At 71.2% G+C, this 19,074-nt stretch carries 17 protein-coding genes; 12 read left to right on the top strand and 5 right to left on the bottom strand.

Going from position 1 to position 19,074, the window contains the following annotated elements; all coding sequences use genetic code 11:
- The first annotated feature begins 6 nt into the window (after positions 1-6).
- A complete protein-coding gene (locus ABZ848_RS10220) occupies positions 7-786 on the top strand; it encodes an oxidoreductase (RefSeq protein WP_360828311.1) in 780 nt (259 codons plus the stop codon).
- Between the two features lie 4 nt (positions 787-790).
- Here ABZ848_RS10220 and ABZ848_RS10215 read toward each other — a convergent pair whose 3' ends face one another.
- A complete protein-coding gene (locus tag ABZ848_RS10215) occupies positions 791-1,678 on the bottom strand; it encodes a LysR substrate-binding domain-containing protein (protein ID WP_360828308.1) in 888 nt (295 codons plus the stop codon).
- Between the two features lie 120 nt (positions 1,679-1,798).
- Between ABZ848_RS10215 and ABZ848_RS10210 the strand changes: the two genes are divergently transcribed.
- The 9 genes from ABZ848_RS10210 (at position 1,799) to ABZ848_RS10170 (ending at position 10,184) form a co-directional block, all read left to right on the top strand.
- A complete protein-coding gene (locus ABZ848_RS10210) occupies positions 1,799-2,470 on the top strand; it encodes a succinate dehydrogenase (protein ID WP_242776491.1) in 672 nt (223 codons plus the stop codon).
- Between the two features lie 2 nt (positions 2,471-2,472).
- Positions 2,473-4,419, top strand: coding sequence for a fumarate reductase/succinate dehydrogenase flavoprotein subunit (locus ABZ848_RS10205; protein ID WP_360828304.1), 1,947 nt, complete (start codon positions 2,473-2,475; stop codon positions 4,417-4,419).
- The gene (locus tag ABZ848_RS10200) at positions 4,416-5,165 is read left to right on the top strand and encodes a succinate dehydrogenase/fumarate reductase iron-sulfur subunit (RefSeq protein ID WP_360828302.1); all 750 of its coding nucleotides are present in this window, start codon (positions 4,416-4,418) and stop codon (positions 5,163-5,165) included. The genes ABZ848_RS10205 and ABZ848_RS10200 overlap by 4 nt, the downstream gene beginning before the upstream one ends.
- Before the next feature lie 16 nt (positions 5,166-5,181).
- The gene (locus ABZ848_RS10195) at positions 5,182-5,586 is read left to right on the top strand and encodes a protease complex subunit PrcB family protein (RefSeq protein ID WP_360828299.1); all 405 of its coding nucleotides are present in this window, start codon (positions 5,182-5,184) and stop codon (positions 5,584-5,586) included.
- A gap of 137 nt (positions 5,587-5,723) precedes the next feature.
- The gene (locus tag ABZ848_RS10190; RefSeq protein ID WP_360828297.1) at positions 5,724-6,497 is read left to right on the top strand and encodes a GNAT family N-acyltransferase; all 774 of its coding nucleotides are present in this window, start codon (positions 5,724-5,726) and stop codon (positions 6,495-6,497) included.
- Entirely contained in the window at positions 6,497-7,306 is an 810-nt protein-coding gene (locus ABZ848_RS10185; protein WP_360828294.1) for a lysophospholipid acyltransferase family protein, read from the top strand. Before ABZ848_RS10190 ends, ABZ848_RS10185 begins: the two co-directional genes overlap by 1 nt.
- 144 nt (positions 7,307-7,450) lie before the next feature.
- Positions 7,451-8,344, top strand: coding sequence for a hypothetical protein (locus tag ABZ848_RS10180; protein ID WP_360828291.1), 894 nt, complete (start codon positions 7,451-7,453; stop codon positions 8,342-8,344).
- A gap of 58 nt (positions 8,345-8,402) precedes the next feature.
- Entirely contained in the window at positions 8,403-8,780 is a 378-nt protein-coding gene (locus ABZ848_RS10175) for a peptidase inhibitor family I36 protein (protein WP_360828288.1), read from the top strand.
- A gap of 231 nt (positions 8,781-9,011) precedes the next feature.
- A complete protein-coding gene (locus ABZ848_RS10170; protein WP_360828285.1) occupies positions 9,012-10,184 on the top strand; it encodes an alanine--tRNA ligase-related protein in 1,173 nt (390 codons plus the stop codon).
- A 17-nt stretch (positions 10,185-10,201) separates the two neighbouring features.
- On the opposite strand, the gene ABZ848_RS10165 is transcribed toward ABZ848_RS10170, so the two are convergent.
- Positions 10,202-11,542, bottom strand: coding sequence for a jacalin-like lectin (locus tag ABZ848_RS10165; protein ID WP_360828282.1), 1,341 nt, complete (start codon positions 11,540-11,542; stop codon positions 10,202-10,204).
- 167 nt (positions 11,543-11,709) lie between these two features.
- On the opposite strand from ABZ848_RS10165, the gene ABZ848_RS10160 reads away from it, so the two are divergent.
- Entirely contained in the window at positions 11,710-12,477 is a 768-nt protein-coding gene (locus ABZ848_RS10160) for a class I SAM-dependent methyltransferase (RefSeq protein WP_360828280.1), read from the top strand.
- Positions 12,478-12,486: 9 nt separating this feature from the next.
- Here the strand turns inward: ABZ848_RS10160 and ABZ848_RS10155 are convergent, their stop codons facing one another.
- Positions 12,487-14,835, bottom strand: a complete 2,349-nt coding sequence (locus ABZ848_RS10155; RefSeq protein ID WP_360828277.1) for an excinuclease ABC subunit UvrA — start codon at positions 14,833-14,835, stop codon at positions 12,487-12,489.
- 99 nt (positions 14,836-14,934) lie between these two features.
- Positions 14,935-15,948: an NAD-dependent epimerase/dehydratase family protein gene (locus ABZ848_RS10150; RefSeq protein WP_360828274.1), complete on the bottom strand. Its 1,014-nt coding sequence runs from the start codon at positions 15,946-15,948 to the stop codon at positions 14,935-14,937.
- Positions 15,949-16,085: 137 nt separating this feature from the next.
- On the opposite strand from ABZ848_RS10150, the gene ABZ848_RS10145 reads away from it, so the two are divergent.
- On the top strand, positions 16,086-16,652 hold the full coding sequence (locus ABZ848_RS10145) for a TetR/AcrR family transcriptional regulator (RefSeq protein ID WP_360828271.1): 567 nt from the start codon (positions 16,086-16,088) through the stop codon (positions 16,650-16,652).
- Here the strand turns inward: ABZ848_RS10145 and ABZ848_RS10140 are convergent, their stop codons facing one another.
- The gene (locus ABZ848_RS10140) at positions 16,653-19,007 is read right to left on the bottom strand and encodes an excinuclease ABC subunit UvrA (protein ID WP_360828267.1); all 2,355 of its coding nucleotides are present in this window, start codon (positions 19,005-19,007) and stop codon (positions 16,653-16,655) included. It lies immediately after the preceding gene.
- Positions 19,008-19,074: the final 67 nt, after the last annotated feature.

Genomic DNA, 19,074 nt, shown 5'->3' with positions numbered 1-19,074 from the left:
GACTCGATGAGCAGCGAACTTCAGGGCAGGACCGCCGTGGTGACGGGCGCCAGCAAGGGCATCGGGCTCGCGGTCGTGGAGGCCCTCGCCCGGGCCGGCGCCCATGTCGTGGCCGGGTCGCGCGGCAGCTCCGAGCGCCTTGACGCGCTGGTGAAGGAGGGGGCGGCGACCTGGGTGCCGGTCGACCTCGCGCAGCCGGAGGCGGCCGGGGAACTGGTCGCGGCGGCCGACGGCCGCGTGGACGTCCTGGTCAACAACGTCGGCACCGCTCCCGCCCGCACCGGCGGCTTCCTCTCGGTCACCGACGAGGACTGGCGCCGTACCGTCGACCTGAACCTGCTGGCCGCAGTCCGCGTCACCCGTGCCGCGCTGCCCGCCATGCTGGCGGCCGGCCGCGGCTCGGTGGTCACCGTCGCCTCCGTCAACGCCACACTTCCCGACCCGCTGGTCATCGACTACAGCGCGGGCAAGGCCGCCCTGGTCGCCTTCTCCAAGGCGCTGTCCAAGGAGGTCGGCCCCCAGGGCATCCGCGTCAACACCGTCAGTCCCGGTCCGGTCGAGACGGAGCTGTGGCTCGGCGGCGGGGGAGTGGCCCAGACCGTGTCGGCCGCCGCCGGGATCACCCCGGACGAGGTCGTGGCCCAGGCCCGCGCCGCCATGGTCACCGGCCGGTTCTCGACGCCCACCGAGATCGCCGAGGCGGTCCTGTTCCTGGCCGGCGACCGCGCCGCCAACATCACCGGCAGCGACCTGGTGATCGACGGGGGCTTCATCCCGACCTGGTGAGCGCTCAGCGCTCCAGCAGCATCCGCTGCAGCTCCCGTGCCGCCCGCGGCGGAGCCACGTCGCTGCGGTGCGCCAGCGCGATGATCCGGTGCAGGCCGGGGCGGGCGAGGGGGGTGACCCGCAGGCCCCGGCCCGTCCGGGTCGCGACCATGCGTGGTACGACGGCCACGCCGAGGCCCGCCCGGACGAAGCCCAGTACCGCGTCCATCTCCCCGCCCTCCACCGCGAACGCCGGCTCGAAGCCCTCGGCGCGGCAGGCCGCCACGGTCAGTTCGCGCAGGTCGTAGCCGTGCCGGAACATCACCAGGCGTTCGCCCTCCAGGTCGGCGATGCGCACGGTGCGCCGACCCGGTCCGCCCGGTGCCGGTGCCTCCGGTGACGACACCACCACCAGGTCCTCGCGCAGCAGTTCCACCGTGGTCAGCGCGGGCGACGGCGTCGGAAGGGGCAGTACGACCAGCGCGAGGTCCAGCGCTCCGCGCGCGAGCTCCCGGACCAGGTCGTGCGATCCGCCCTCCTCGATCAGCAGCCGGATGCCGGGGTAGCGGTCGTGGAAGGCGCGCAGCACGTCCGGCAGCAGTCCCGTGCACAGACTCGGCGTCGCACCCAGCCGCACCCGCCCGCTGCGCAGCTGCACCAGCTCCTGCACCTCGTGCCGGGCTGTGTCCGCGTCGGCCAGGATCCGCCGGGCCAGCGGCAGCAGCGCCTCGCCCGCGTCGGTGAGGGTGATGTTCCCGCGCGCCCGCAGGAACAGATCGGCCCCCAGCTCCCGCTCCAGCGCCTTGATCTGCTGCGAGAGGGAGGGCTGGGCCACATGCACCAGATCGGCGGCCCGGGTGAAGTGCCGGGTCTCGGCGACGGCGACGAAATACTGAAGCTGCTGGAACTGCATGGTGTCACGATAGCTTCCGCCTATTGAATCCAGCCGGACCATGTCTTGGACCGATGGGGCCGTTCGGCCCTAGCGTCTTGACCCATGGCTCTGGCAACGCGGACGGACCGACGGCCGTCCATGGCACGCACCGTGTGGGACAGCTCCGTCGGCAAGAAGACCGTGATGGCGGTCAGCGGACTGATCATGCTGCTGTACCTGGTCGTCCACATGATCGGCAACCTGAAGATCTACTTCGGGCCGGGCGAGTTCAACCACTACGCACACTGGCTGCGCACCATCGGCGAACCGTTCATGCACTACGAGTGGACGCTCTGGCTCATCCGCGTGGTCCTGGTCGTCGCCGTGGTCGCGCACGCCACCTCCGCCTACCAGCTCAGCCGCCGTGACATCAGGGCACGGCCCACCAAGTACGTGCACAGCAGGCCCCGGGCCAGTTACGCCACGCGCACCATGCGCTGGGGCGGCATCATCCTCGGCCTGTTCATCGTGTGGCACATCCTCGACCTGACCACGGGCACCGTGCACTCCGGCGGCTTCCAGGAGGGGCACCCGTACCAGAACGTCGTGGACACCTTCTCCACCTGGTACGGCAACGTCATCTACATCGTCGCGATGCTCGCGCTCGGCCTGCACGTCCGGCACGGCTTCTGGAGCGCCGCCCAGACCCTCGGCGCCGGCAGCCGCACCCGCGACCGCGCCCTGAAGGCCACGGCCAACGTCCTCGCGCTGCTGCTCACGGCCGGCTTCATCGCCGTACCCGTGGGCGTCATGACCGGAGTGGTGAGCTGAACATGACCTACGTCGACTACACGACCGGCGCACAGCTGACAGACGACAAAGCACCCTCCGGACCCGTCAACGAGCGCTGGGACAAGCGCCGTTTCGAGGCCAAGCTGGTCAACCCGGCCAACCGCCGCAAGCACACCGTCATCGTCGTCGGCACCGGTCTCGCGGGCGGCTCCGCGGGCGCCACCCTCGCCGAACAGGGCTACCACGTCGTCCAGTTCTGCTACCAGGACTCCCCGCGCCGCGCCCACTCCATCGCCGCCCAGGGCGGCATCAACGCGGCCAAGAACTACCGCAACGACGGCGACTCCATCCACCGGCTCTTCTACGACACCGTCAAGGGCGGCGACTTCAGGGCGCGCGAGTCCAACGTCCACCGCCTGGCGCAGATCTCGGTCGAGATCATCGACCAGTGCGTGGCGCAGGGCGTGCCCTTCGCACGGGAGTACGGCGGACTGCTCGACACCCGCTCCTTCGGCGGCGTCCAGGTGTCGCGGACCTTCTACGCCCGCGGGCAGACGGGCCAGCAGCTCCTGCTCGGCGCGTACCAGGCGCTCAGCCGGCAGATCGCCGCCGGGAACATCGAGATGCACCCGCGCACCGAGATGCTGGACCTGATCGTCGTCGACGGGCGGGCGCGCGGGATCGTGGCCCGGGACCTGATCACCGGGAAGATCGACACCTACTTCGCGGACGCCGTCGTACTCGCCAGCGGTGGTTACGGCAACGTCTTCTACCTGTCGACGAACGCCATGAACTCCAACGCCACCGCCATCTGGCGAGCCCACCGGCGCGGCGCGTACTTCGCCAACCCCTGCTTCACGCAGATCCATCCGACCTGCATCCCGCGCACCGGCGACCACCAGTCCAAGCTCACCCTGATGAGCGAGTCGCTGCGCAACGACGGCCGGATCTGGGTGCCGAAGGCCAAGGGCGACGACCGGCCGCCGAACCGGATCCCCGAGGACGAGCGCGACTACTACCTGGAGCGCATCTACCCGTCCTTCGGCAACCTGGTCCCGCGAGACATCGCCTCCCGCGCCGCGAAGAACGTCTGCGACGAGGGGCGCGGGGTCGGCCCCGGCGGACAGGGCGTCTACCTCGACTTCGCCGACGCCATCAAGCGGATGGGGCGAAAGGCCGTCGAGGAGAAGTACGGCAACCTCTTCGACATGTACGCGCGGATCACCGCAGAGGACCCGTACACGGTCCCCATGCGGATCTACCCCGCCGTGCACTACACGATGGGCGGGCTGTGGGTCGACTACGACCTCCAGACCACGGTCCCGGGGCTGTTCGCGATCGGTGAGGCCAACTTCTCGGACCACGGGGCGAACCGGCTGGGCGCCTCGGCGCTGATGCAGGGCCTCGCCGACGGCTACTTCGTCCTCCCGGCGACCATCAACGACTACCTCGCCCGCAACCCGCACCAGGACGCGGTGACCGACGAACACCCCGTCGTCCAGGAGGTGTTGGCGGAGACCGAGGACCGGCTCAACCTGCTCCTCTCCGTCGACGGCGACCGCACCCCGGACTCCTTCCACCGCGAGGTCGGCGAACTCATGTGGGAGTTCTGCGGCATGGCCCGCACCGAGGCCGGCCTGCGCAAGGCGCTGGAGCGGATCCCGCAGATCCGGGAGGAGTTCTGGCGGCGGATCAAGGTCCCCGGCACCGGCGAGGAGTTCAACCAGTCGCTGGAGAAGGCCAACCGGATCGTCGACTACCTGGAGCTCGCCGAGCTGATGTGCCTCGACGCGCTGCACCGCGCCGAGTCCTGCGGCGGCCACTTCCGCGAGGAGTCCCAGACCCCGGACGGCGAAGCGGCGCGCAGGGACGAGGAGTTCGGCTACGCGGCCGCCTGGGAGTTCACCGGCACCGGCGAGGCACCCACCCTGCACAAGGAAGACCTGGTCTTCGAGTACGTCCACCCCACCCAGCGGAGCTACGCATGAAGCTCACCCTGCGCGTCTGGCGGCAGAAGAACGCCGACGCCGACGGCGCCATGTCCACGTACGAGGTGGACGGCATCTCGCAGGACATGTCGTTCCTCGAAATGCTCGACACGCTCAACGAGGAACTCATCCTGCGCGGTGAGGACCCGGTCGCCTTCGATCACGACTGCCGCGAGGGCATCTGCGGCGCGTGCTCCCTCGTCATCAACGGGGACGCGCACGGCCCGGAGCGGACCACCACCTGCCAGCTGCACATGCGGTCCTTCCAGGACGGCGACACGATCGACATCGAGCCGTGGCGGGCGTCCGCGTTCCCGGTGATCAAGGACCTGGTCGTGGACCGGTCCGCCTTCGACCGGATCATCCAGGCCGGCGGCTACATCACCGCCCCGACCGGCGCCGCGCCCGAGGCCCACGCCACGCCCGTGCCCAAGCCGGACGCCGACTTCGCCTTCGAGCACGCCGAGTGCATCGGCTGCGGGGCGTGCGTGGCCGCGTGCCCCAACGGGGCGGCGATGCTGTTCACTTCGGCCAAGGTCAACCACCTGAACGTGCTGCCGCAGGGGGCGCCCGAGCGGGAGACGCGGGTGCTTGACATGGTGGCGCAGATGGACGAGGAAGGGTTCGGGGGCTGCACCCTCACCGGGGAGTGCGCGACGGCCTGCCCGAAGGGCATCCCGCTGGTCTCCATCACGAGCATGAACAAGGAGTGGCTGCGGGCTACGCGGAAGGTGGCGAAGCGGTAGCCCGGGGGAGGGAGCCATGGGACGTACCGTCGAGATCCCGTTCCGTGAGCTGGTGCGGGCACACTGGTCCACCGCGCGCACGCCGTTCGCCGAGGCCGTGAAGGACCAGGGGAGCTGGGACGTGCTGTGGCGGAACGTCTCGGGCGACGGAATCCCGCCCGCGGTGGACTGGGCCTCCTCCATGGTGCTGTTCGTGGCCATCGGCACCCGCAACACCGGTGGCTACAAGGTGGAGATCACCCGGCTGATCCGTGAGGACGACGTCGTCCGGGTCGAGGCGCGCGAGATTCGCCCCGGCCCGCGGCAGCCGGTCACCTGCGCCATTACCCAGCCTTTCCACGCCGTCACCCTGCCCACACAGCCGGACGGCGTACGCTTCGATCTCCACCTCGAAGTCGCCGTCCACCGGCCGCGAGTGTGACGTTCAACATCCGCACATCCGCTCTCCTGGCACAGGTCACGCGCTCGCCAACCGGCATCGGAAGAACTGTTGCGGCCGGACACACGGACACCGGCCCCGCTCGCAGTTCCGCCGACCCCGGTGACCAGGAGAGAGCCATGACCGGCGTAACCACGCTCGACCGTCCCCCGCAGCCCGCCGCCCCCACCCGCTACACCGTCTCCCTCGCCCGCGACGAGGCGGACGTGCGCGCCGCCCAGCGGCTGCGGCACGACGTGTTCGCCGGCGAGATGGGCGCCCTGCTGGCCACCCCCCAGCCGGGCCACGACATCGACGCCTTCGACGCGTACTGCGACCACCTGCTGGTGCGCGAGGAGGTGACCGGCCAGGTCGTCGGCACCTACCGGCTGCTGCCCCCGGAGCGGGCCGCGGTCGCCGGACGGCTGTACTCCGAGGGCGAGTTCGACCTCTCCGCGCTCGCCCCGATCCGCGGTGGCCTGGTCGAGGTCGGCCGCTCCTGCGTGCACCCCGACCACCGCGACGGCGCGGTCATCGGCCTGATCTGGGCCGGCATCGCCCGCTACATGGTGGCGGGCGGCCACGAGTGGCTGGCCGGCTGCTGCTCCATCCCGCTGGCCGACGGCGGCGCGCTCGCCTCCGCGACCTGGGACCGGGTGCGGGCCAAGTACCTCGCCCCGGAGGAGTACCGGGTACGTCCGCTGCTGCCGTGGATCCCCTCCGCGGCCGCCGCCCCCGCGGCACAGGCCGAACTCCCCGCCCTCCTGCGCGGCTACCTCCGGCTCGGCGCCTGGGTGTGCGCCGAGCCCGCCCACGACCCGGACTTCGGGGTCGCCGACCTGTACGTGCTGCTGTCGATGCGCAGGGTCAACCCGCGCTATCTGCGGCACTTCCTCTCGCTCGTCCCGGCCTGATGAGTGTCTGGCAGCCCAGCGCGCCCTGCACCCCCCGGGCGTGCATAGAGGCGACGGGATCCGTCACGGCCGTGCCCCTGGCCGTACTGCGGATCACGGCTGTCGCGGTCCTGATGCTCGTCGGGATCGCCCTGGCACCGCTCGGCGGGAGGATCCCCGCCGAGCTGGTCAAGCGGTGGTGCCGGTGGATCGTACGGGCCGCGGGGGTGCGGGTCCGTATCACCGGCGCCGCCGCGCCCACCGGCGGTCTGCTGCTGGTCGCCAACCACATCTCCTGGCTGGACATCCCGCTGCTGGGGGCCGTCCGCCCGGCCCGGATGCTCGCCAAGTCCGACATCCGCGACTGGCCGGTGGCCGGGCCGGTGGCCGCCCGCGGCGGTGTCCTGTTCATCGACCGCAACCGGCTGCGGGCGCTGCCCGGCACGGTCGCAAGCATCGCCGAGGCCCTGCGCGCCGGACAGGCCGTCGGCGCCTTCCCCGAGGGCAGCACCTGGTGCGGCCGCGCCCAGGGCAACTTCCGGCGCGCCGTCTTCCAGGCCGCCCTCGACGCCGACGTCCCCGTCCAGCCCGTACGCCTGCACTACCGTCTCACCGGCGGCGCCGCCAGCACCGCGCCTGCCTTCATCGGCGACGACTCGCTGCTCGCCTCGGTGTGGCGCGTGGTGTCGGTGCGCGGCCTGGTGGCCGAGGTGGACGTACGGCCGGTCATCCCGGCCGGCACCCACCCCGACCGCCGCTCCCTCGCCCGGGCCGCCCAGCCCGGCGCCACTCCCCAACCCGACTGGACCCACGCCGCGTTGGTGGCCTGAGCCCCCGGGTCCGGACCGTCCGCGAAGCCCGCGCAAGGTCCGCCCTATGACTTCAGAGGATCACAACCGCCTGTCCCTCCCCCTCTAATGGAGACCAAGCCGACGGGGGAGTCGGAAGACGGCTGAAGGCAGGGGGTGGCCCCGGTGCGGGCTTCCAGGATCGTGTCCACGGTGGCGCTGTCGATGTGCGTGGCGGGCCTCGTGGGCGGCTGCGCGGGCGGTGACGGGTCGGGGGACGCGATACGTTCCGTGCCGCGCACCGCCCAGGCCCAGGACGACCTGCTGAAGAGCGCCCAGAACGAGCTCGTACGGCGCTGCCTGACGAACCGTCAGGTCGAGCCACTCGCGCCGGCCGCCACCCCCGCCGCACCTCAACCGGCCGGCACACAACGCCAGTTCCCGTACGGCATCGACGACCCCGCCTGGGCCACCGAGCATGGCTTCGGCATCACGGCGGGCAGTACGGGACAGAGCCGGCCGGCCACGCAGAAGCTCGACAAACAGGCGGCGGCCGAGCAACAGCGCCTGTCCGACGCCCTGTTCGGCACCGGACGCCGCGAACTGTCCACGCGTACGGCCACCGGCCTCGTCGTCAAGGCCAACAGCGACGGCTGCCTCGCCGAGGCGCAGCGCGTCCTCTACGGCGACCAGGCCGCCTGGTTCCGCAGCGACGTCACGGTCAACAACCTCGCGGCCGCGGCACACCAGCGCGTCACCCGCGACCCGGCCTACCGCGCCGCCCTCGCCCGCTGGTCGCGCTGCGTCGCACCCGTGCACAAGGCCACGGACCCCGCCGAACTCCGCGCCGCCTGGCAGCGCGCCGCCCGCGGGCTCGACCGGCGTCAGGCCACCGCCCTGCAACGGCGGTACGCCGTCGCCGAGGCCCGGTGTGTCCGCCGCACGGATCTCGCCGCGACCGGCACCCGGCTGGAGCGAGAGCACACGGCCGAGCTGCGCGCCCAGTACGCCGACCAGCTCGACGACCACCGTCGGCTGCGCGAGCACGGGCTGCGCTACGCCGTCCGGCACGGCCTCTGAGTCCACATCACCCGCACAACCGCACGGCACAACCATGCCCATCGAAAGGAAAACCATCATGCGCAAGTCATTCATCGCCACCGCCGGTGTCCTCCTCGCCGCCGGCACCGCCCTGGCCGCCGTACCGGGCACCGCCCAGGCCGCCGCGACCTGTGCCTCCGGGAGCTTCTGCGCCTACACCGACGCCAACTTCGGCGGGCTGTCGGTGAGTTGGACGGGGGACGACAGCTGGTGGGAGGGCAACATCGCGGACGAGGACAGCTCGTGGGCCAACCACGGGATCTCCGGTCCCGGCATCAAGGACCACGTCAAGGTCTACGAAAGCGCCTTCCAGGACGGCGACGTCACCATCTGCCTGGCCCCCGGCCAGGAGGTCGGCTACAACGCGGCCGCCAACGACCGCGGCGACTCCCACATCTGGACCACCGGCTGCTGAGGGGCCCGAAAACCGCAGGACGGTCCGTGCCAGGACTGTTAGCGTCGAGTCCATGGAGGTCATGAGGCGAACCCACGGCACGGCGGCGCGAGCGACCAGCTCGCCGGCTGCCGACGCCTGACCTCACCCAGATTCCCCGGCGGCCGGAGACGGACCGCCGGGGTTCTCCGTGCCCGCCCACGCCTTCACCGCGCGGTCCTTTCCGGTCCCACGACCCGAACGGACACCGCCATGAACACCGAAGAGACCGTGCGCACCTTCACCGACTTCTACCGCGACCGCGGCCACCACCTCATCACCGGCGGCACCCTCCTGCCACCGCCCCCGGACCCGGTCCTGTTCACCACGTCGGGCATGCACCCCCTCACCCCGTACCTCCTGGGCCGCCCCCATCCCCAGGGCCGGCGCCTGGTCGACGTCCAGCGCTGTCTGCGCACCACCGACCTCGAAGAGGTGGGCGATCCGACCCATCTCACCGTCTTCGAGATGCTCGGCTCCTGGTCGCTCGGCGACTACGGCCATCCGCAGAGCCTGCGCTGGGGCCACGAGCTGCTGCGCGACGGCTTCGGCATCCCGCAGAGCAAGTTGTACGTCACCGTCTTCGGCGGCGACGACCAGGTGGGCCCCGACACCGAATCCCTGCGCACCTGGGAGGAGTCGGGACTGCCCGTGGAACTCACCCGCGACGACAACTGGTGGTCCAACGGTCCCGTCGGCCCCTGCGGCCCCGACTCCGAGATCTTCGTCTGGACCGGCGACACCCCACCCGAGGGCACCCCCACCACGGACCCCCGCTGGGTGGAGATCTGGAACCACGTCCACATGCGCTACCACCGCCACGAGGACGGCACCCTCGAACCCCTCCGGCAGCCCGGCATCGACACGGGCATGGGCCTGGAGCGCCTCCTCACCGTCCTCCACGGCCGCGACTCGGTGTACGACACCGACCTGTTCGAGCCCTGGATGCGGACGGTGCCCTCCCTCTGGCCCCTCGACGACGAGCCCTCCACCCGCCTGGTCTGCGACCACCTGCGGTCGGGCATCGTCGTACTCGGCGACGGGGTACGGCCGTCCAACACGGGACGCGGCCATGTCCTGCGCCGCCTGATCCGCCGCGTACTGACCACGCTCCTGCGCGACGACCCGACGCGCACCCTGACCGACCTCCCGGAGGAACTCCTCCGGCACACCCTCGACCACTTCCACCAGCCCGTCGGAACCGGGCCGGTACGAGACCAACTCCTCGACGAGGAAAGGCGGTTCACGCGCCTGCTCGAACGCGGCCGGCGCGTGCTCTCCCGGCCGGGATTCCGGGGGCACCTCACCGAGGAGGACTACGGGTATCTCCACGACACCCATGGCCTGCCCCGCGACCTCGTCACGGGGCTGCTCTCCACCAGGTGAGGTGCCCGGCCGGCGGCTCAGCGCTGGGTGTAGATGAAGCCGACCTTGTCGACCTCGTCGCCCGAGCGCCCGTGGAAGCCGGCGATCTGCCAGCCGGAGGGCGCGGTGCGGGTCACGCAGTCGGAGGTCGTCGTGCCGCCGGCCAGCGTGCGGCCGAGGTTCGTCGTGAACTTCGCGTAGAAGATGCGGGTGTGGTCGTCCTTCACACCCTGGCAGAGGTAGGCCGTGGTGACGTACTCGCCGCTGCCCAGGGTGAGGGAGGAGGCGGTACCGCCCGTGCCGCCGTGGGCGAGGGTCGTGCCGTTCGCGAGGGTGACGCTCATCTGGTCGACCCGCGAACCCGACCGCAGCGCGATGGTGGTGGCGCGGGCGGCCGCCGGCACGCTGTCGATGTCGTTGTAGTAGTCGCCGTGCGGCCCGCCGAACTGGTCGCTGAGCTGGAACGCCGAGTTGCGCGACCAGGAGAAGCCGACCGTGATCGGGTCGTGGTCGGAGAGCATGAGCCCGTCGTCGGTGAGGAACTTGGCGTGCTCGTTGTTGTACGAGGTCGCGTTGAGCGAGACCAGCTTGCTGCCGCGGTACAGGACCTTGTCGACGACCTCGCAGGTGTTCGGGACGGTGGCCCCGGACTGGTCGCAGACCAGCGCGTCGCTGCCCTTCGCGGGCGCGCTGCCGCCCCGTATCAGCTGGACCCAGGCGTCGGTGAGCCCGTTGGCCGCGCCGAACTCGGCGATGGTGTCGGCCGCGCGGGTGTAGCGGGCGTTGGTGTCGCCCATCACCACGACGGCGTTCCCGGCCGAGTGGGTCTTGATGAAGTCGGTCAGCTGGTTGAGGTTGTCCGCGCGGGAGGCCTCGTCGCCGTCGTTCGTACCGGCGTTGGTGTGCAGGTTGTAGAAGTCGACGTACACGCCCTCGGCGAGACGCTCCCGCATGAAGGTGAAGCCCTTGGGGGTCAGGCAGTCGCCCGAGTCGATCTGGCAGGAGTTCCAGCCGACCCGCTCGAAGTCGTCCTCGTCGTAGGAGATCTTCGAGAGCGTGTTGAGCCCGCTGCCGATGCCGGCGCCACCGCTGGTCGCGGTGCGGTAGGCGTGCGCGGTGTCCGCCGCGTACAGGTACGCGTGGTAGTTGAAGTCCTCCTGCACCTGGACGATGTCGTACGGCGCGATGCGCTGTCCGATCGTCGTGGTGCTCGACTGACGGGGCGTCGGCGCGCTGGAGAGCCCTTCGGGGAGGCCGGCCACGTTGTAGCTGAGAACGCTGAAGGTGCCCGAGTCGGCGGCCGCCGCGGACGGGGCGGCCGCGGTGAGCCCGCCGAGGGTGGCGGCTGCCGCCGCCAGGCAGGCGAGGAGTCTGCGCATGGGGGTGTTACTCCTGGGCTAGTAAGCGGTTGTGGTGGAGGAACAGGACAGAAGTTACCGCTGGTTACCCAAGCTTGTCGTGGGTCCGGCAGGGGCTCGTTCTCCACGAGTGGAAGCGGAGTTAATTGTTGGCGAACGCGCCGCGGTCGTCCCTACTGTTCGGGGTCATGGACACCACCGACGCCCCGCCGCGACTGACCCGGCTGACCTTCCACGGCCCCTTGTCGGAGGCCCGGGCTTCCGCGATGGTCGGCCGCCTCACGGCCGCGGCGCCGCCGGCCACCGTGCTCGACATCGGTTGCGGCTGGGGCGAGTTGATGCTCCGGGTCCTCGAAGCGGCGCCGGGTGCGACGGGCGTCGGGCTCGACCTGAGCGAGGACGACCTGGCCCGCGGGCGGGCGAACGCCGAGGCCCGCGGACTGTCCGAACGCGTCCGCTTCGTACGGGAGTCGGCCGTCGGCACCGCTCACGGTCCCGCCGACCTCGTCCTCTGTCTCGGTGCCACCCAGGCCCTCAGCGACGCGGAGGCTCCCGCCCACACCGCGGCAGCTCTGCACGCCCTGCGCGGCCTGGTCACCCCGAACGGCCGGGTCCTCCTGGGTGAGGGCTTCTGGCAACGCCCGCCCGCTCAGGCCGAGTTGGCGGCGATGTGGCCGGACGCCTCGGCCTGCGAACACCACGACCTCGCCGGTCTCGTGGACCTCGCCGTCGCCGCGGGCTTCCGTCCCGCCTGGATCGAGACGGCGAACGGCGACGAATGGGAGGAGTTCGAGTCCGCGTACCAGTGCGACGTGGAGGAGTGGCTCGCCACCCACGCCGATCACCCCTTGGCGAAGGAGACGCGTGAACGCGTCGACCGGCACCGGAGCATGTGGCTGCGGGGCTGTCGAGGCGTCCTGGGGCTGGCGTATCTGACGCTGGTACCCGTGGACTGACGCTCGGTCCTACGACCGTCCTCGCCCCGTAACTCCCGCCAGATACCGTGCCGTTGCGCCTTCGCTCGCTCCCGCCACCTCATCCGGCGTCCCCGTGGCCACGATCCGGCCGCCCGCGTCGCCGCCGCCCGGCCCCAGGTCGATGACCCAGTCCGCGCCGGCCACCACCGACATGTCGTGCTCGACGACGACCACCGTGTGGCCGGCGTCGACGAGGCCGTGGAGCTGGCGCATCAGGACCTCGACGTCGGCGGGGTGCAGACCGGTCGTCGGCTCGTCGAGGAGGTAGAGGGTGTTGCCCCGGCGGCCGCGCTGCAACTCCGTCGCCAGTTTGATGCGTTGGGCCTCCCCGCCGGAGAGCTCCGTCGCGGGCTGGCCCAGCCGGAGGTAACCGAGCCCGACGTCCAGGAGGGCCTTCAGGCTGCGGGTGACGGCGGGTGTGTCGGCGTCCGCGAAGAAGGCCGCCGCCGACTCCACGGTCAGGTCGAGCACCTGGGCGATGTTCCGCTCCCGGTACGTCACTTCGAGCGTCTCGGGGTTGTAGCGGGCCCCGCCGCAGTCCGGGCAGGGCGCGTAGGTGCTGGGCAGGAAGAGGAGTTCCACGCTGACGAAGCCCTCGCCCTGGCAGGTCTCGCAGCGTCCGCCCGCCACGTTGAAGGAGAAACGCCCCACACCGTAACCGCGCTCCCGTGCCTCGGCGGTGGCCGCGAACACCTTGCGTACGACGTCGAAGAGGCCGGTGTAGGTGGCCAGGTTGGAGCGCGGGGTGCGGCCGATCGGCTTCTGGTCGACGGAGACCAGGCGGTCGACGCCCGGGAGGTCCTCGGTGATCTCGCCGATCAGCGTCGACTTGCCCGATCCCGAGACGCCGGTGACCGCCGTCAGCACGCCGAGCGGGAACTCCGCCGTCACCCCGCGCAGGTTGTGCCGGGTGACCGGGCCGACCTTCAAGTGGCTCCGGGGAGTGCGTACTTGGCGTACGGGGGCGGGGGAGTCGTCGAAGAGGAAGCGGGCCGTGGCCGAGTCCGCGACCGCCGCCAGGTCCGCCACCGGGCCGCTGTGCAGCACCTCGCCGCCGTGTTCGCCGGCGCGCGGGCCCACGTCCACCAGCCAGTCGGCGCCGCGTACGACGTCGAGGTGGTGCTCGACCACGAAGACCGAGTTGCCGGCCGACTTCAGCCGGTCGAGGACGGTGAGCAGGGCCTCCGTGTCCGCCGGGTGCAGGCCCGCCGACGGCTCGTCCAGGACGTACACCACACCGAACAGGCCGGAGCGCAACTGCGTTGCCAGGCGCAGGCGTTGGAGTTCACCCGCCGAGAGGGTGGGGGTCGCGCGGTCCAGGCTGAGATAGCCCAGGCCGAGTTCGAGGACCGGCGCGATACGGGACTTGAGGTCGTCGGTCAGGACGCGGGCCGCCTCCGACGTGCCGTCCAGGCGCGCGGCCAGCTCCACCAGAGGCAGGGCCGCCAGCTCGGCGATCGTGCGGCCCGCGAAGGTCACCGCCAGCGCCTCCGGGCGCAGCCTGCTGCCGCCGCAGACCGGACAGGGCGTGCTGGTCAGAAAGCGTTCCGCCTTCGTACGCAGGGTCTGGCTCTTGGTGTCGGAGAAGGTCTTCATCACATAGCGGCGGGCGCTCATGTACGTGCCCTGGTACGGGCGTTGGATGCGGTCCGCGTCCCGCACCGGGTGGACGGTGACGACCGGCTGTTCGTCCGTGAAGAGGATCCATTCCCGGTCGCGGGCGGGGAGTTCGCGCCACGGCCGGTCCACGTCGTGGCCCAAGGTGTCGAGGATGTCCCGCAGGTTCTTGCCCTGCCAGGCGCCCGGCCACGCGGCGATCGCGCCCTCGCGGATCGACAGCGACGGGTCAGGGACCAGCAACTCCTCGGTCGTACCGTGCACTTGGCCGAGGCCGTGGCACTCGGGGCAGGCTCCGGCGGCCGTGTTGGGGGAGAAGGCGTCGGAGTCGAGACGCCCGGCGCCGGGCGGGTAGTCGCCGGCGCGGGAGAAGAGCATGCGCAGGGAGTTGGAGAGGTTCGTGACCGTGCCGACGGACGAGCGGGACGTCGGGGCCGAGCGGCGCTGCTGGAGGGAGACCGCGGGCGGCAGGCCGGTGATCTCGCTGACCTTCGGGGCACCGACCTGGTGGATGAGGCGGCGGGCGTACGGGGCGACCGACTCGAAGTAGCGGCGCTGGGCCTCGGCGTAGATCGTGCCGAACGCGAGCGACGACTTCCCCGACCCCGACACGCCGGTGAACACGGTCAGCACGTCCCGCGGGATGTCGACGTTCACACCCTTGAGGTTGTGCTCGCGGGCGCCGCGGACACGGACGTACGGGTCGTGTGGGCTCGGCATGGGGGAACTCCGTACACGGCTTCGGCTACGGCGGGACAAACCACGCGAGTCTATGTGAGCCGGGTGCTCGGCGCTCGTCGGCCGGTGTCCCGGCGGCCGTCAGACGGCGCCGTGCGCGATCAGGCTCTCGGCGCAGTCCAGCACCGTCTGCCGGGCCGGGCGCGGCTGCCAGCCGAGGAGCGTGCGCGCCTTCTCGGTGCTGTGCCGGTTGCGGCGGCCGAGCGCGGGTGTGATCTCCCGGAGGGACGGGTCCCGGAAGCGGGCCGCGAGCCGGACGGCGAAGTCCGGGACCTGCCGGGTGGACACCCGGCGACCGTGCTCGCCCAGCCCGTCTTTGAGCAGGCGGGCCATGTCCGCCATCCACAGGAACTCGCCGGTGGCCAGGAACCGTTGGCCCGCGGCCGCCGGTGACGTCATCGCCCGGATGTGCACGTCGACGAGGTCGCGCACGTCCACGACCTCCAGGCCGATCCGGGGGACGCCCGGCATCGCACCCGAGACCATGCGTGCGACGATGCCGACGGACCCGAGGTTCTCCTTGGTGAGGATCGGCCCGAAGACCGCGCCGGGCAGCACGGTGACCAGCTCGGTCGGACCGTTCTGGGCCGCCATGAAGTCCCAGGCCGCCCGCTCGGCGACGGTCTTCGAGCGCCGGTAGGGGATCAGGGTCGGATCGTCGGGGTCGGTCCACAGCGTCTCGTCGGTCACGCCCTCGGTGGCGTACGACGAGGGGCTCGCGGCGTTCGCCGCCGAGGTCATCACGACCCGCCGTACACCCGCCGCGGTCGCCGCCCGCAGCACGCGCAGGGTGCCGTCCCGGGCCGGGGTGATCAGGTCAGCGCCGTCGGAGCCGCCGAGCGGGGAGGCGACGTGCAGGACGAGGTCGACGCCCTTGAGCGCGGCCTCCCAGCCCTCGTCGGCCGTGAGGTCGGCGACGGCGAACCCCAGGCGCCCGGCGGGATCGACGACCGTCGACACGGCATCGGTGACGGCCCTTTCGCGCGCCGCGGAGCGCACGGTCGTCCGCACGTCGTATCCGCGCCGCAGCAGCTCCGCGACGCACCACCCGGCGATGTAACCGCTGCCCCCGGTGACCAGAACGAGTTCGGGCATGACTGTCCTCCATGGCCTGTGCCAGAATTGAAGCGGAGGCCCCTCCGCTACGACTCCAACGTACCGGAGGCCCCTCCGCTTAGCAATCCGCGTGCCTGCCCGCACCGCTTGCCCGACCGATGGGACGACCGACACCCGTGAACCCGCCGCCCTCCGCGAAGCCGACCCGGAAAGACGCGATCAGCAACCGGGAGCGGATCCTCACCGTCGCCCGCGACGCGCTCGCCGGATCGACCTCCGCGTCCCTCACCGCGATCGCCAAACAGGCCGGCGTCGGCATCGGCACGCTCTACCGCCACTTCCCGACCCGCGAGGCGCTGGTCCTGGAGCTGTACCGGCACGACATCCAGCACCTGATCGACCGCGCGCCCGAGCTGCTCGCCGAGCACGAACACGAGCCCCTCGAAGCGCTCCGGCTCTGGTTCGACGAGGTCGCCCACTACGGACGGCTCAAGTTCGGGGTCGCCGAGGTCATCCACGCGGCGACCGACGGCGGCCGCGACGACGAGCACTACGAGCCGTTCCTCCGGGCCATCGGCCTGCTGCTCGACGCGGGCGCCGCCGACGGCTCCCTCAAGCCGGGCCTGGACCCAGAGGACGTACTGCTGCAGCTCAGCGTGTTGTGGCGGATCGACCCGGCCCGCGGGGGCGAGGAGCGGGCCGCCCGCATCCTCGCCCTGATCGTGGACGGACTGCGCGCCTGATCAGGCGCCGACGTACGCCGCGAGGTGCTCGCCCGTCAGGGTGGAGCGGGCGGCGACCAGCTCGGCCGGAGTGCCCTCGAAGACGACCCTGCCACCGTCGTGGCCGGCCCCCGGGCCGAGGTCGATGATCCAGTCGGCGTGCGCCATGACCGCCTGGTGGTGCTCGATGACGATCACGGACTTGCCGGAGTCGACCAACCGGTCGAGCAGGCCCAGGAGTTGCTCAACGTCGGCCAGGTGCAGACCCGTCGTCGGCTCGTCGAGGACGTAGACACCGCCCTTGTCCGCCATGTGCGTGGCCAGCTTCAGCCGCTGGCGCTCACCGCCGGAGAGCGTGGTGAGCGGCTGGCCGAGGGTGAGGTAGCCGAGGCCGACGTCCGCGAGGCGTTCGAGGATCCTGTGCGCGGCGGGGGTGCGTGCCTCGCCCGCGGCGAAGAACTCCAGGGCCTGGGACACCGGCATCGCGAGCACTTCGGAGATGTCCCGGCCGCCGAGCCGGTACTCCAGCACCGCGGCGTCGAACCGCTTGCCCTCGCAGTCCTCGCAGGTGCTGGCGACCCCCGCCATCATCGCCAGGTCGGTGTAGATGACCCCCGCGCCGTTGCAAGTCGGGCACGCGCCCTCGGAGTTGGCGCTGAACAGCGCGGGCTTGACGTCGTTGGCCTTGGCGAACGCCTTGCGGATCGGCTCCAGCAGACCGGTGTACGTCGCCGGGTTGCTGCGCCGCGAACCCCGGATCGGGCTCTGGTCGACCGAGATCACCCCGAGTTCCGCGGGGATCGACCCGTGCACGAGCGAGCTCTTGCCGGAGCCCGCGACGCCGGTGATCACGGTGAGCACGCCGAGCGGTACGTCCACGTCGACGTCCCGCAGGTTGTTCGCCGTGGCCCCGCGGATCTCCAGGGCGGCGGTGGACTCCCGTACCGCGTCCTTCAGTTTGGACCGGTCGTCGAGGTGGCGGCCGGTCACGGTGTCGCTGCGGCGCAGCCCGTCGAGGGTGCCCTCGAAGCAGACGGTGCCGCCCGCCGTGCCCGCGCCGGGGCCGAGGTCGACGACGTGGTCGGCGATCTCGATGACCTCCGGCTTGTGCTCCACGACGAGCACCGTGTTGCCCTTGTCCCGCAGCCGCAGCAGCAGGTCGTTCATGCGCTTGATGTCGTGCGGGTGCAGGCCCGCGGTCGGCTCGTCGAAGACGTACGTGACGTCGGTGAGCGAGGAGCCGAGGTGGCGGATCATCTTGACGCGCTGCGCCTCACCGCCGGACAGCGTGCCCGCCGGCCGGTCCAGCGACAGATAGCCGAGGCCGATCTCGACGAACGAGTCGAGGGTCTGCCCCAGCGCGCTCAGCAGCGGAGCCACCGACGGGTCCGTCAACTCGCGTACCCAGTCGGCCAGATCGCGGATCTCCATCCTGCAGGCGTCCGCGATGGAGATCTTCTTGATCTTCGAGGAGCGGGCGTGCTCGGCGAGCCGGGTGCCCTCGCACTCGGGGCAGACGGCGAAGGTGACCGCGCGCTCCACGAACGCCCGCACGTGCGGCTGCATCGCCTCCTTGTCCTTGGACAGCATCGACTTCTGGATGCGCGGGATCAGACCCTCGTAGGTCATGTTGATGCCCGCGATCTTCATCCGGGTCGGCTCGCGGTGCAGCAGGTCGTGCAGTTCCTTCTTGGTGAACTTGCTGATCGGCTTGTCCGGGTCGAAGAAGCCGGACTCCGCGTACAGCCGGGAGTTCCAGCCGCCGCCGGTGTAGCCGGGGATGGTGAAGGCGCCCTCGTTGATCGACTTGGAGTCGTCGTAGAGCTGGCTCAGATCGAGGTCGGAGACCGAGCCGCGGCCCTCGCAGCGCGGGCACATGCCGCCGACCTTGTTGAAGGTGACCTTCTGCTTGGCACCGCCGCCCACCGAGATCGCGCCGGCCGCCGACACCGAGGGCACGTTGAAGGCGAACGCGCCGGGCGGGCCGACGTGCGGCTTGCCGAGGCGGCTGAACAGGATCCGCAGCATCGCGTTGGCGTCGGTCGCGGTACCGACGGTCGAGCGCGGATCGCCGCCCATCCGCTGCTGGTCGACGCTGATCGCCGTGGTCAGCCCGTCCAGCACGTCGACCTCGGGCCGCGCCAGGTTCGCCATGAACCCCTGGACGAAGGCCGGGTACGTCTCGTTGATCAGCCGCTGCGACTCCGCCGCGATGGTGTCGAACACCAGCGAGCTCTTGCCCGAGCCGGAGACACCGGTGAACACCGTCAGCCGGCGCTTCGGGATCTCGATGCTGACGTCCTTGAGATTGTTCTCGCGCGCGCCGTGCACGCGGATCAGACCGTGACTGTCGGCGACGTGCGGGGACGTGCTCATCGTGTCTCCATCGGCTGCGGGAAGGGGCTCACGTGCAGGGTGCTGCACATGACCGCCACGCTAGCCG

It is taken from the genome of Streptomyces sp. NPDC047081 (genome assembly GCF_040643775.1).
Classification (GTDB): domain Bacteria; phylum Actinomycetota; class Actinomycetes; order Streptomycetales; family Streptomycetaceae; genus Streptomyces.
This window is presented reverse-complemented; position numbering and strand designations above follow the sequence as displayed.

Bases quoted from the DNA above. Each gene is read 5' to 3' on its own strand.
- ABZ848_RS10170 (WP_360828285.1), top strand. From the start codon at position 9,012: ATGAACACCGAAGAGACCGTGCGCACCTTCACCGACTTCTACCGCGAC.
- ABZ848_RS10215 (WP_360828308.1), bottom strand. From the start codon at position 1,678: ATGCAGTTCCAGCAGCTTCAGTATTTCGTCGCCGTCGCCGAGACCCGG.
- ABZ848_RS10175 (WP_360828288.1), top strand. From the start codon at position 8,403: ATGCGCAAGTCATTCATCGCCACCGCCGGTGTCCTCCTCGCCGCCGGC.
- ABZ848_RS10205 (WP_360828304.1), top strand. From the start codon at position 2,473: ATGACCTACGTCGACTACACGACCGGCGCACAGCTGACAGACGACAAA.
- ABZ848_RS10220 (WP_360828311.1), top strand. From the start codon at position 7: ATGAGCAGCGAACTTCAGGGCAGGACCGCCGTGGTGACGGGCGCCAGC.
- ABZ848_RS10200 (WP_360828302.1), top strand. From the start codon at position 4,416: ATGAAGCTCACCCTGCGCGTCTGGCGGCAGAAGAACGCCGACGCCGAC.
- ABZ848_RS10155 (WP_360828277.1), bottom strand. From the start codon at position 14,835: ATGCCGAGCCCACACGACCCGTACGTCCGTGTCCGCGGCGCCCGCGAG.
- ABZ848_RS10195 (WP_360828299.1), top strand. From the start codon at position 5,182: ATGGGACGTACCGTCGAGATCCCGTTCCGTGAGCTGGTGCGGGCACAC.
- ABZ848_RS10150 (WP_360828274.1), bottom strand. From the start codon at position 15,948: ATGCCCGAACTCGTTCTGGTCACCGGGGGCAGCGGTTACATCGCCGGG.
- ABZ848_RS10160 (WP_360828280.1), top strand. From the start codon at position 11,710: ATGGACACCACCGACGCCCCGCCGCGACTGACCCGGCTGACCTTCCAC.
- ABZ848_RS10190 (WP_360828297.1), top strand. From the start codon at position 5,724: ATGACCGGCGTAACCACGCTCGACCGTCCCCCGCAGCCCGCCGCCCCC.
- ABZ848_RS10165 (WP_360828282.1), bottom strand. From the start codon at position 11,542: ATGCGCAGACTCCTCGCCTGCCTGGCGGCGGCAGCCGCCACCCTCGGC.
- ABZ848_RS10210 (WP_242776491.1), top strand. From the start codon at position 1,799: ATGGCACGCACCGTGTGGGACAGCTCCGTCGGCAAGAAGACCGTGATG.
- ABZ848_RS10185 (WP_360828294.1), top strand. From the start codon at position 6,497: ATGAGTGTCTGGCAGCCCAGCGCGCCCTGCACCCCCCGGGCGTGCATA.
- ABZ848_RS10140 (WP_360828267.1), bottom strand. From the start codon at position 19,007: ATGAGCACGTCCCCGCACGTCGCCGACAGTCACGGTCTGATCCGCGTG.